Origin of the sequence: Roseobacter sp. HKCCA0882 (assembly GCF_037805225.1) — a bacterium.
Lineage (GTDB): Bacteria > Pseudomonadota > Alphaproteobacteria > Rhodobacterales > Rhodobacteraceae > M30B80.
In genome coordinates this window covers 103,776-115,980 of sequence record NZ_JBBLYI010000002.1, presented here as the reverse complement: position 1 = coordinate 115,980, position 12,205 = coordinate 103,776, and the positions used below count along the sequence as shown (strand labels likewise).

Below are 12,205 nucleotides of genomic sequence, written 5' to 3'. Positions count from 1 at the left end.
TTCTGTTTTGGGTTTAGATTATTGACCCCGCTCGGTTGCCGCAATAGGTGCAGGGGCAATGCGGCCACCCGATGCCGCGCTTGTGATGGATGAAGCCAAATGTCTGATTTTCGTGATGCCGCCCTCAGTTCCAAAGCTTGGCCTTTTGAGGAAGCGCGCGCGATTTTGAAACGGTATGAAAAAGCCCCGCCTGAAAAGGGCTATGTGCTGTTTGAAACGGGCTACGGCCCCAGTGGCTTGCCACATATCGGCACATTTGGCGAGGTGCTGCGCACCACAATGATCCGCCGCGCCTTTGAAGCGATCAGCGACATTCCAACGCGTCTCATTTGTTTCTCGGACGATCTTGATGGGATGCGGAAGGTTCCGGGCAATGTGCCTAACCAAGACATGCTGCGTGAGCATCTACAAAAGCCGCTGACATCTGTGCCTGATCCGTTCGAAGAATTTGACAGTTTTGGCGACCATAACAACGCCATGCTGCGGCGGTTTCTCGATACATTTGGTTTTGAATATGAGTTTTATTCGGCGACCGAATTCTATCGGTCAGGCCAGTTTGATACCGTTCTAAAGCGTGCTGCGGAGCGCTATGACGATATCATGAAGGTGATGTTGAAATCGTTGCGCGAAGAACGCCAACAGACCTACTCCATCTTCTTGCCGATCCACCCTGAAACGGGCCGCGTGCTGTATGTGCCGATGAAAGAGGTGAATGCGCAGAACCATACGATCACCTTTGATGATGAGGATGGGCGTGAATGGACGCTGCCCGTGACGGGCGGCAATTGCAAATTGCAGTGGAAGCCTGATTTTGGCGCGCGCTGGGCGGCGTTGGGCGTTGATTTCGAAATGTATGGCAAAGACCATTCCACAAACACGCCGATTTATGACGCGATTTGTGAAATCTTAGGCACACCTGCGCCGCATCATTTCACCTATGAATTGTTCTTGGATGAGACAGGGCAGAAAATCTCGAAATCGTCTGGCAACGGGATTTCGATTGATGAATGGCTCAGCTACGCCTCGACCGAGTCCTTGAGCTATTTTATGTTTGGCAAACCCAAAACCGCCAAGCGGCTTTATTTTGATGTGATCCCCAAGGCCGTGGATGAATATCACCAACAATTGCGGGCTTATTCTGATCAGGACTGGGCGCAGAAATTATCCAACCCTGTGCATCACATTCATAACGGCATTGTGCCTGCCTCCGATATGGTGGTCAGTTTTGCGATGTTGCTCAATCTTGCCTCTGTGGCTGGGGCGGAAGACAAGGAAACCCTATGGGGGTTCATCCGCCGTTATGCGCCTGATGCCTCGCCTGAAACCAATCCAGATATGGATCAAGCGGCGGGTTTTGCGGTGCGGTATTACAATGATTTTGTGAAGCCAGAAAAAACCTTTCGTCTGCCCAATGACACAGAGCGCGCTGCCCTTGAGGATCTTGTTGCGCGGCTCAAGGTCTATGATGGGCCGATTGAAGATGAGGCGCTGCAAACGCTTGTCTTTGCGGTTGGCAAAGATCATGGGTTCGAGCCGCTGCGCGATTGGTTCCGCGCACTTTATGAGGTGTTGATGGGCGCAAGCCAAGGCCCGCGCTTTGGCGGGTTCATCGCGCTTTATGGTGTGAACGAGACAATCGCGCTGATCGAGGCAGGATTGCGCGGCGATTTGGCGGCATGAGGCGCAATTGACCTTTACCTTTTGCCCCCTACCTCTTGCCAGCAAGGGATAGAGGTCAAAGGTCATCAGGCGTGATCCGTCATTATGTCATCACTTTGATTCTGGTTCTGGGGGTGGGCTTGGCCGGTGCGCCGCGCTCGGCGCTGGCGCAGTCTGCACCTGAGATTGATAATCGCGTTGAAGCGACCATTGCCGCCCAGCTTGAAGCCTTTCGCGCCCAAGACATCCCCCGCGCATGGAGCTATGCAAGCCCCCTTATTCAAAATTTATTTGGCGATCAGGATCAATTTGCCCGCATGGTCGAGCAAGGTTATCCCATGGTGTGGCATCCACTGACCTATCGGTTTGGTGCGGCGCGTATGACCCAAACTGGCGTTTTTCAGCAGGTCGAAGTAATTGATCGCGATTGGCAAAGCCATCTTTTGATTTACGAAATGGTCCAGATTGCGGGTGATTGGCGGATCAATGGTGTCCATTACATGCCGCAGCCGCCCGCCTCGGTCTAAGGATTAAGACGTTTTTAACGCGTTTGACGTGGAACCCCTCCGCAACGCATCTATCAAACCAATATTTTACATTCTGCGAGGTTCGGTTCAGGGCTTTGCGGGACACCCAAAACCCTGTGACGCTTGCCGTCACGGAAAACAGCCCGCAGCAGGTTTGGGAGGTGGATTTGCGCGATTGGCTGCCCTTTGAGGGTCAGGCGCGGGTTGCGGCCTCTGCCCTGCCTGAGGGGCCGTTGCGCAACAGCGCCAATGTTGTCCAATACGTCACCCCCTATGCCACCACGCGGCATCGGGTTGGGCGCGGCTCAATTCGCCTGAACTGGCCTCAGCCTGTGCGTGGCACATTGCAATTGACCGCGCGCTGTGACACGCCCTAAGGCCGCAGATCATCGGGGGTAAGGTGAAAGGCCTGACCAAAGCCGCCATTTAAAAACGCGGCTTTGACGGTGAATTCCACCATACGGAAATCGCCAAAATCAAAATAGAGCTTTGCTTTGGGATAGGCGGCCAGATAGGCCGCCTTTTTTTCGGCCTTGTCACAGGGCAGGGCATAGGTTTCTAAACTCAGGCGGGGATGGGTCAAAGGATCGCCGCGATCATGCACAGAGCCGATCAACAGCCCACAGTTTGGCCGCTCTGCCAAGGCGCGACTATGCGCGGAGAGATCTGAAATAAGACTAAGAATTTGTGCTGTCTCAGGCAGCCAGACATAGGCGACACGGCTGAGAGTGGGCGCACCTGTCTGCGGGTCAGTGACTCCAAGCGCCGCATAGTTATGGTCTGCCAATATCCCACGGGCCAATGCGCGCGCCGCATCGTCGGTCGGGCGTATGGGGTTTGTCGCTTTTTCCATTGGCCCGCGCCTTTCGCTTGCAAGTTTTGCCTCTGCGCGCCACGGTCTGCGCAGCACAGGGAAAAGAAGGGAGACCCGCATCATGGCATTGATCCGCCCGCTTGAGGAAGAGGAAATGGAGCGCGATCTGGCAGATCACGTTCAGTTTTTCAAAGGGCCGTTGGGGGTGATCCCAAATTCTGTGCGCACCATGGCACATCGTGCGCCAATCGCGCGGGCCTTTACCGATTTGAACGTGGCGGTCATGACGGATTACGGCGCAGTCACGCCTGAATTCAAACGCCTGCTTGGGTATGTGTCCAGTCAGGCATCAGGCTGCCTGTATTGTCAGGCCCATATGATCTTGGCCTCCGAGCGGTTTGGCGCGTCAGAAGATCGGTTGAACGATGTGTTCACCTTTGAAGATAGCCCCCATTTTACCGAGGCCGAGAAAGCCGCCTTGGCCTTTGCGCAGGCGGCAACCCTTGTGCCAAACGCGGTGACACCAGAAATCGGCGCACGCCTTAAGGCGCATTGGGGCGAGTCTGCTGTGGTCGAGATCATGGCCGTTGTCGCGCTGTTTGGGTATCTTAATCGTTGGAATGACAGTATGGGATCCGCCCTAGAAGATCTTCCAATCAGCAAAGGTGAGGCGCGTTTGAAAGACGCCACTGGGTGGAGTGTCGGCAAGCATGTCTGAGCGCCCCCAAGCCCCGCATCAGATGAAGATCGTGTTGTTCCAACCTGAGATACCCGGGAACACGGGCACGATTGGGCGCACTTGCGTGGGCTTGGATATGGAATTGATCTTGATCCGACCCTATGGGTTTGAGCTATCGGAGAAATCAGTACGCCGCGCGGGATTGGATTATTGGAAACATGTGCGCCTGACAGAATATGATGATTGGGAAGCGTTTATCGCAGCGCGCAGGCCGCGCGCGGATCAGTTGTTTCTCTTTGAAAATGATTGGGCGCAATCGGCCTACGAGGTCGAATTTCCCCAAGATGCCTATTTGGTTTTTGGCCGTGAGACGACAGGGCTGTCTCCTGAGATTATCGCAGCCCATGCGGATCGGCTTGTCTCCTTGCCGATGTATTCCCCGCATATTCGCTCTTTGAATCTGGCGAATATCGCTTGCGCGGCAGCCTACCAAGCCTTGCGCAGTCACGCCTTAGCGTAAAGCGGTCAGCAGGGTTTGCGAGGGTTGGCCTGTGATGGGCCATCCTCTTTCAGCCTCAAAGGCGCGAATGGCGGCTTCGGTTGGGCGGCCAAATACGCCATCAATCTTGCCAATCTGATAGCCACGCGCCTTAAGGCCCCCTTGGATAGCGCGGCGATCTTCGATCAGCAGTCCATATTGATCTGGTGGGAATGGCGTTGATATAGGCCCCGCCCCAGTCAGCCGCCCTGCGAGGTAGATGACACCAAGCGCGTAATTATCCGATGCATTATATCGCAAGAGCGCGCTGAAATTGGGCGAAACGAGGAACCCAGGCCCGTTTGGCCCTGCAGGCAACAGCAGGGCGGGATTGCCCAAATTGCGGGTGGGCGTCACCACAGGCACCACGCCGCGCGCAATCCAAGTGGCAAGCGTGCTTGGCGCGCCGCGCCCAGAAGGCCCCGAATATCCTTGGGGCAGGCGCACCTCGCAACCCACGCCAAATTGGCTTTGCCATGCGCCCCCTTCGCGCAGATAGGCGGCGGTTGAGGCCAAGGCATCTGTGGGATCAATGCTCCAAATATCTTTTTTGCCATCACCATTGAAATCCACCGCATGGGCCGCAAAGGTGGTGGGAATGAATTGGGTATGCCCCATGGCCCCTGCCCATGATCCTTTGAGGTTTTCGGCGGTTGTATGGCCTTGCTGTAAAATCCGCAGAGCAGCAAAAAGCTGCGCCTCGAAAAAGGCCGCGCGCCGTCCGTCATAGGCAAGGGTCGATGTGGCTGAGATCACGGGAATATCCCCGCGCTTTGTACCAAACTCGCTTTCAACGCCCCAAATCGCCGCCACCACTTCGCGTGGGACGCCATATTGGTCTTCGATGCGGCGCAAGAGGCGCGATTGATTGGTAAAGGCTGCGCGGCCCGAAGTCACCTTGGCCTCAGAGGCGACAAGGTTCAAATAATCCTCGAAACTGCGAGAGAATTCTGCCTGATTGCGGTCGCGGGTCACGACACCTGGCAAATAGCCTGTGCCACGGAAAGCTTGCGAAATGGTGACGGGGTGTATTCCCCGTGCTTCTGCGCGAGATTTGAAATTGGCCACCCATTGGGCATAGCCCGCATTTGGGGTTGGTTGCAGATCAGGCGGGGTTGGGCGCAAGAAGTTTTGACCTGCTTGGGTCAAGCCATCCAACGGGTTTGGCACGCACCCGCCAAGCAGGGATGCGCCCGTGGTTAGCATCATCATGCGTCTGGTGAGGGTCATGCTCGTGGCCTCTTGTTCTTGTGCGCGCCCTTCTACCAAATTCTTCGCGCAAGGGCGATAAGAATGCGGGATGATGATCCACAAAAATTGGCAGATGTACCGTTTCAGAGGCCTTTGTCGGCGCGGTTAAAAAGGCGAGCTTGGGCTGTGAGGGCGCGCAGGGTGCCGCCCTATCTGCGACGCTTGACCCCACCCCGTTGCCCAGGCCGCCCTGCGGTGCTGCGTCCTTTTGCGGCGCTTGCCGCCTCGACCGCTTCATCCACGGCAGATTGGCGGGCCAACGGGTCATCCGCCACAGCCAGTTCCACCGCCTCTAGGCGCTTGACCTCATCGCGTAAGCGCGCGGCCTCTTCAAATTCCAAATTCTCTGCTGCTTTGCGCATCTGCGCGCGCAGCCCATCGAGATGGGCAGCCAGATTTGCACCGACCATAGGTTTGTCGACTTTTGCGGTGACGCGGCTCATATCCACATCGCCTTGATACAGCCCCGCCAAGATATCCTCGACATTCTTTTTCACTGTTGTGGGGGTGATCCCGTGTTCCTCATTATAAGCGATCTGCTTGGCGCGGCGGCGATCCGTTTCCGCAATCGCGCGTTCCATGCTGCCTGTGATCCGGTCAGCATACATGATGACACGGCCATCCGCATTTCGAGCGGCCCGTCCGATGGTTTGAATGAGCGAGGTTTCAGAACGCAAAAAGCCCTCTTTGTCGGCATCCAAAATTGCGACAAGCCCACATTCGGGAATGTCCAATCCTTCGCGCAACAGGTTGATCCCGATCAGAACGTCAAAGGCGCCAAGGCGCAAATCGCGCAAAATCTCGATCCGTTCGATTGTGTCGATATCGCTATGCATATAGCGCACGCGGACGCCTTGTTCATGGAGATATTCGGTCAAATCTTCGGCCATGCGCTTGGTCAATGTGGTGACAAGCACACGCATGCCCTTGGCCGCGACTTGGCGGATTTCATCCAACAGGTCATCCACTTGCGTCTCAATTGGCCGGATCTCAATTTGCGGGTCTAACAGGCCCGTTGGACGGATCACTTGTTCGGTAAAGACGCCGCCTGCCTGTTCCAATTCCCAAGTAGCAGGGGTGGCCGAAACAAAGATAGATTGTGGCCGCATCGCGTCCCATTCTTCGAATTTCAGCGGTCGGTTATCCATGCAAGAGGGCAGTCGGAACCCGTGTTCGGCTAAAGTAAATTTGCGCCGATAGTCTCCGCGATACATGCCCCCGATCTGCGGAACAGTAACATGCGACTCATCGGCAAAGACGATGGCGTTATCTGGAATATATTCAAACAAGGTGGGGGGCGGCTCGCCCGGGGCGCGGCCTGTCAAATAGCGCGAATAGTTCTCAATACCGTTGCAGACGCCTGTAGCCTCAAGCATTTCGATGTCGAAATTTGTGCGCTGTTCAAGGCGCTGTGCCTCAAGCAGTTTCCCGTCAGCCACAAGATGATCCAAGCGCTGGCGCAATTCTTCTTTGATGGCCTTCACCGCCTGTTGCATGGTTGGGCGTGGGGTGACGTAATGCGAATTGGCGTAGATACGGATTTTGTCGAATTTATCGGTGCTTTGACCCGTCAGCGGATCAAATTCGGTGATGCCTTCGAGTTCCTCGCCAAAAAACGAAAGACGCCATGCCCGATCTTCGAGGTGCGCAGGCCAAATTTCCAAACTGTCGCCGCGCACCCGGAATGAGCCGCGCTGAAACGCCTGATCATTGCGCCGATATTGCTGTGCAACCAAATCGGCCATGACCTGCCGTTGATCATAGTCTTGTCCTGCGAATAGATCGACTGCCATAGCCGTATAGGTTTCGACCGAGCCAATGCCGTAAATACAGGACACCGATGCCACGATGATCACATCGTCTCGTTCCAACAACGCGCGGGTGGCGGAATGGCGCATCCGGTCAATCTGTTCGTTGATCTGGCTTTCTTTCTCAATGAACGTGTCCGTGCGCGGGACATAGGCCTCGGGTTGATAGTAATCGTAGTAGCTGACGAAATACTCGACCGCGTTATCGGGGAAAAAGTTTTTGAACTCCCCGTAAAGCTGAGCTGCCAAGGTCTTGTTATGGGCAAGTATGATTGCGGGGCGCTGTGTTTCTTCAATCACCTTGGCCATGGTAAAGGTCTTGCCCGTGCCAGTTGCCCCCAACAAAACTTGGTTGCGATCCCCATCTGTTACGGCGGCTGCAAGCTCGGCAATCGCGCGGGGTTGGTCGCCCGCGGGGGTAAACTCGGTCTGCATCACAAAGCGCTTGCCGCCTTCGAGTTTTTCGCGTGCCAAACGATCGCTATTGGCGCGTCCCTCGCGTGGGGACGCAGCGCGTGGCAAATCGGGCATAGAGCTTGGCGAATTGTTATGCATTTTGGCCCTTCCACAGGTCACACGCATGGTCTGTGCGCAGGGTCTATCCTATCGCGCTGCGCGCCAAGGACAAGCGATAGAGGGCTCATTCATTGGGGCGCTGTGAGGTTTCCAAAAAGTTAATCAACTCAGAACAATTTGTCGCAAATTTATACAACTTTAAGGAGAAATTTTGATTACATCCGAGAGAAAATTTCCGTAGCTTTTTCTTGCAAGCAGCAAATTGATTGTCGGTCGGGATCGCACCACCCACCCCTCGCTCCCTAGATCTCGGCCGGCAATTCAATTTTGGGGTATTTCCTGATGCCCGCGCTCATCTTCATCTTGCAACTTCCGCGCGTTTTGCCGATATGTGAACCAGTTTTGATGGCTGAGCGATACCCCGAACGCTCAGAACCAATAGAATGACGGAGCAAGCCATGGTCGCGCGCATTTACAAACCCGCCAGAACCGCAATGTCCTCGGGCACTGCAAAAACCAAGGATTGGGTTCTAGAATTTGCTCCTGAGAGCGCGCCCGAGATTGATCCACTGATGGGGTGGACATCAAGCGGCGATACGAAAGCGCAAGTGCGCCTTTATTTCGACAGCCAAGAAGCGGCCGAGGATTACGCCCGCGCCCATGGGATCGAAGCAGTGGTGTTGCGCCCCAAATCGCGCAAGCCAAATGTGCGCGCAGGCGGCTATGGCGAGAATTTCGCCACCAACCGCCGCACGGTTTGGACGCATTAACCCAACATCCCCCTTTGCCCGTTTACGCAGGCCCCAAGATTGGGTAATCATCCCGCATGCGGTCCCTTAGCTCAACTGGATAGAGCAGCTGACTTCTAATCAGCAGGTTCGGGGTTCGAGTCCTCGAGGGATCGCCATTAAATCAATAACTTAGATAGTTTTGGTAAGTCTTGAGACCTATGCAGGGTGCCATATGGGTGCCAAAAATGGTCCGGGGTTACTTGGCCTGATCAAATTCCCGCAATAAAGAATCGTGCACCGAGAGCCCCCTGATATCAGACCGTGCGCCTCGGACCCCGCGCCTTGGTCATAGGTTGGTAGATTCATTGAATGGCTTTTTCGTTAGATAGCACTTGGCATCCAATCCTGTTGGTCAGCAGTAGGATGCACGTTCAATAGACGCGATGGCTGAGCCTGCCTCGAGCCTTGCATATCGGCCGCCTGAATATCTCCTGCAATCAAGCGCAAACCCGTTTCTGATTGCTATGGCCTCTGTATAATCGCAATCTTAGTAACAAAGAAATTACTAATGGTGAAACATCTGTTTCTAAACGCATTAGGTAGTCACGTGAGAATAGACCGTATTTCTGGACACACCTAACTTTCGTGATGCCAAGGCGACGTTAGAGTTGCATTGGCGAAAAACCCGGTTGATTTCATTGCACTTGGCCTCGCGTGCAGTGTTGCCAATGCATTTTGGGCATGCTGTTTCTTTATTTTGCGACTGACTCAAGTGGCGGAGTACTTGCTCCTCGCGGATGATGCCGCCTGGGCACTGTACCATTAATATTTTTAGGCGGTTATCGAGATCGTTCAAATTTTGGTCATAGGGCATTCTTTTCAACGCCTCGATCGCTCCAGTAGACAATCGATAATCTTCAGACATTTTGTCCAACATAGCTTGTGCTATCTGACTAAAGTCAGTCCGTTCCAAAAGATTTGGTAATTGTAGACTTACCTGTGAGAGGCCTGAAAGTGACATCTTAACGGTAGGTAACCAATCCTTATCGCAGACAAACTTCGCTGTACCAGTCGAGATTATCAGCCAGTTGGATTTAGTTTTGGATTGGAGTAAGCGATTGACGACATGGGCAAGTTTTTCTGCTGCGGCCGTATCAATTTTAGCTAAATTCTCAAGGACTAGAGTACCGCCTGAATTAATATTGAAATTAGTTTTTTCAGTCGCGCCTAATACTTCTGCTATTAAGCCCTCACCGTCTGACTCAAACTTTATCATTGAGCAGTCCAAAACTATTAGTGGTTTTGCTGGGTTGATCTCGGTGTGAACAGTTTGAGCAAAAGTTGTTTTGCCAGTTCCAGCATCCCCAATAACAGCCAATGGTGCGCCGACTTTGGCCGAGCGTAACGCAAGCCTGAAGCAATCTGCAACTTGCTCATCTCTGACTACTAGACGCCCCGTCGAAGCTTTTAGGCTAAAAACTGCGGGTACGCTTAAGGACACGGACTGTCTTGAAATAGTCCCGCGCGGATGAGGGCGTGTGATGCGTAGGCGGGCAAAATAGGAAGAGTTCAACCAGTCAACGAGGCGAATGACATCTCCCTGCATTAAAGGCTTTAGAGCTGCGCTGAACCTATTTTGGAAAACTTGTTCAAACGATTTTTTGCCATGCGTCTCAATGCCATTCAAAATGTCGGCTGCTCGACGATTTATCCCAGTCAAGTTGCCATGTTGATCGATACTAATCATACCCACGCTCTGAGTGCTGAGATACTCTTCGCGTGGATGGAACTGTAAGATTATATCTTTTCGATGCTCATCAACAAATAAACGATTTTCAATATTGAGGGCGGCGAGGCTAACAAGTGCTTGGGTATGGAACTGGCGTGCTGCCACTTCTGAAGAAGCATCTAGAAGGCCAACGATCTCACCTTTGCTGTCGAAGATCGGAGTTGAGACACAAGAAACTCCACCGTGTTTCGAAAAAAAGTGTTCTCCCCCAGTGACCATCGCTGTTTTGCCCGCATGAAGAGCTAGGCCGAGCGCGTTCGTACCGCGCATTTCTTCGCTCCAAATTGATCCCAAGTTGATACTGCGAGAGCAGTCACTCTCCTTAAATTCATTGTCCATTATAACGTCGAGAACAATGCCCTCGCGATCAGCGAAGGCAGTAAGATAATTAGTGCCTGCAATTTGTTTGCTAAGGAGCTCTAATTCTGGCCGTACAATCGACAGTAGCCGCTCATGTTTTTCGAGACGCTCTCTCAACTTACCGTAGGAGAGTACTGCGTCAGTCGGTTCGCCTAACGGATCCAGTCCATGTCTCAAACATCGATGCCAGCTGTCGGCAATCATTTCTGGAACTGCACCAGCAGCAAAAGCGCCTTTATTTTCTAAAGACGCACGCGCTCTCATGAATAATGACTGCAAGGCCCTCACCTCCCAATGACGGCGGTCCGGTCCAAGGCAGTAAGAACTTTGTTTACTTAAATTTCAACTGTATTGCGCATTTTTTGAACACCTAACACGAGTTGGGAAACAATTTCTGAACACGAAGCAGACACATAAATCGCTCCAAGTGCGCCATCCTAGTGACAGCTAAATCGACATGCGTTTGGGAGGACAGACATGAAGGCGCAGGTGCTACACAAATATGACGACGATCTGACGGCGTCATCATGGTTGAGCTATGACAATGTGGATGACCCGGTAATAGCCAAGGGCTCAGATGTCATCGTGCGTATTGGTGGTGCGGGCGTCTGCCGAACTGATTTGCATGTCATTGAGGGGGTCTGGAGGCCCCACATGGACCCGACAGGCAATGGCTTGTTGCCCCTCATTTTGGGTCATGAAAATGCCGGATGGATTGAAGATATTGGGCCCGAGGTGGAGGGTCTAAAGAAGGGTGACCCTGTCATTGTTCATCCCAAGATATCTAATGGAACCTGTTTAGCATGTCGCCGTGGTCAGGATATGCATGGGGATGGCACATTTCCCGGTTTGGATAGTCATGGCGGTTATGCGGAGGCGCTAGTCACATCAGCTCGTAACGTTGTGACACTGCCAAAGTCTTTAGCGCCTAAGGATGTGGCGCCCTATTCCGACGCGGGCTTAACGGCATATCGAGCGGCCAAGAAAGCGACGCGGCACCTTTTGCCGGGCGAGTATTGTGTGATTATCGGTGCAGGTGGTCTCGGGCACATAGCGATCCAGGTCCTACGTGCAATGTGTGCGGCAGAAATAATTGTAGTCGATACATCCAGTGCGTCTTTGCAGCTCGCTGAGGAGTGTGGGGCCGATCACCTAGTCCGCGCGGATGGTGGCGAAGTGGAAGCCGTTTTATCCCTTACGAAGGGCCGGGGTGCCGAGGCAGTCTTGGACTTTGTAGGCGAAAAAGGAACCACCGCAAAAGGTATTCAAATGACCCGCAATGCGGGCAGCTACTACGTCATCGGCTATGGAGAAGACGTACAAGTTCCGACCGTCGACCTAGTGATTACTGAAAAGAATATCATCGGTAATTTGGTCGGCACTTGGGCCGAACTGACTGAACTTATGGAACTTGCCAACCGTGGTTTGGTCAATCTCGAAACCCGTGAGTACAAACTTTCTGACGCCAATCTTGCGCTGCAGGATCTGCATCACGGGAAAATTAGCGGACGGGCAGTCCTAGTTCCGTGAACA

General features: G+C 53.4%; 11 protein-coding genes and 1 tRNA gene. 8 read left to right on the top strand and 4 right to left on the bottom strand.

Features of this window, described 5'->3' with window-relative positions; translation table 11 throughout:
• Positions 1-99 precede the first annotated feature (99 nt).
• From AAC622_RS08820 to AAC622_RS08810, 3 genes are all read left to right on the top strand, one after another.
• Positions 100-1,680 carry a lysine--tRNA ligase gene (locus AAC622_RS08820; RefSeq protein ID WP_340261718.1) on the top strand — a complete coding sequence of 527 codons (1,581 nt, stop codon included), beginning with the start codon at positions 100-102 and terminating at the stop codon, positions 1,678-1,680.
• Positions 1,681-1,751: 71 nt separating this feature from the next.
• Positions 1,752-2,186: a DUF4864 domain-containing protein gene (locus tag AAC622_RS08815; RefSeq protein ID WP_340252551.1), complete on the top strand. Its 435-nt coding sequence runs from the start codon at positions 1,752-1,754 to the stop codon at positions 2,184-2,186.
• A gap of 95 nt (positions 2,187-2,281) precedes the next feature.
• Complete coding sequence (locus AAC622_RS08810) at positions 2,282-2,563, top strand: hypothetical protein (RefSeq protein WP_340261717.1); 282 nt, start codon at positions 2,282-2,284, stop codon at positions 2,561-2,563.
• Here AAC622_RS08810 and AAC622_RS08805 read toward each other — a convergent pair.
• The gene (locus tag AAC622_RS08805) at positions 2,560-3,039 is read right to left on the bottom strand and encodes a pyridoxamine 5-phosphate oxidase (RefSeq protein ID WP_340252547.1); all 480 of its coding nucleotides are present in this window, start codon (positions 3,037-3,039) and stop codon (positions 2,560-2,562) included. The genes AAC622_RS08810 and AAC622_RS08805 overlap by 4 nt on opposite strands.
• 82 nt (positions 3,040-3,121) lie before the next feature.
• Between AAC622_RS08805 and AAC622_RS08800 the strand changes: the two genes are divergently transcribed.
• Complete coding sequence (locus tag AAC622_RS08800) at positions 3,122-3,718, top strand: carboxymuconolactone decarboxylase family protein (RefSeq protein ID WP_340261714.1); 597 nt, start codon at positions 3,122-3,124, stop codon at positions 3,716-3,718.
• Positions 3,711-4,199, top strand: coding sequence for a tRNA (cytidine(34)-2'-O)-methyltransferase (locus tag AAC622_RS08795; RefSeq protein WP_340252543.1), 489 nt, complete (start codon positions 3,711-3,713; stop codon positions 4,197-4,199). Before AAC622_RS08800 ends, AAC622_RS08795 begins: the two co-directional genes overlap by 8 nt.
• Here the strand turns inward: AAC622_RS08795 and AAC622_RS08790 are convergent.
• The gene (locus AAC622_RS08790; protein ID WP_340261710.1) at positions 4,191-5,447 is read right to left on the bottom strand and encodes a lytic murein transglycosylase; all 1,257 of its coding nucleotides are present in this window, start codon (positions 5,445-5,447) and stop codon (positions 4,191-4,193) included. The genes AAC622_RS08795 and AAC622_RS08790 overlap by 9 nt on opposite strands.
• Positions 5,448-5,617: 170 nt before the next feature.
• Positions 5,618-7,807: an excinuclease ABC subunit UvrB gene (uvrB, locus tag AAC622_RS08785; RefSeq protein WP_340263012.1), complete on the bottom strand. Its 2,190-nt coding sequence runs from the start codon at positions 7,805-7,807 to the stop codon at positions 5,618-5,620.
• Between the two features lie 443 nt (positions 7,808-8,250).
• Between uvrB and AAC622_RS08780 the strand changes: the two genes are divergently transcribed.
• Complete coding sequence (locus AAC622_RS08780) at positions 8,251-8,562, top strand: ETC complex I subunit (RefSeq protein WP_340252539.1); 312 nt, start codon at positions 8,251-8,253, stop codon at positions 8,560-8,562.
• Between the two features lie 60 nt (positions 8,563-8,622).
• Positions 8,623-8,699 (top strand) — tRNA-Arg (locus AAC622_RS08775).
• Positions 8,700-9,118: 419 nt separating this feature from the next.
• On the opposite strand, the gene AAC622_RS08770 is transcribed toward AAC622_RS08775, so the two are convergent.
• The gene (locus AAC622_RS08770) at positions 9,119-10,951 is read right to left on the bottom strand and encodes a sigma-54-dependent Fis family transcriptional regulator (protein WP_340261707.1); all 1,833 of its coding nucleotides are present in this window, start codon (positions 10,949-10,951) and stop codon (positions 9,119-9,121) included.
• 198 nt (positions 10,952-11,149) lie between these two features.
• On the opposite strand from AAC622_RS08770, the gene AAC622_RS08765 reads away from it, so the two are divergent.
• Positions 11,150-12,202, top strand: coding sequence for an NAD(P)-dependent alcohol dehydrogenase (locus AAC622_RS08765; protein WP_340261705.1), 1,053 nt, complete (start codon positions 11,150-11,152; stop codon positions 12,200-12,202).
• The last annotated feature ends 3 nt before the right edge of the window (positions 12,203-12,205 follow it).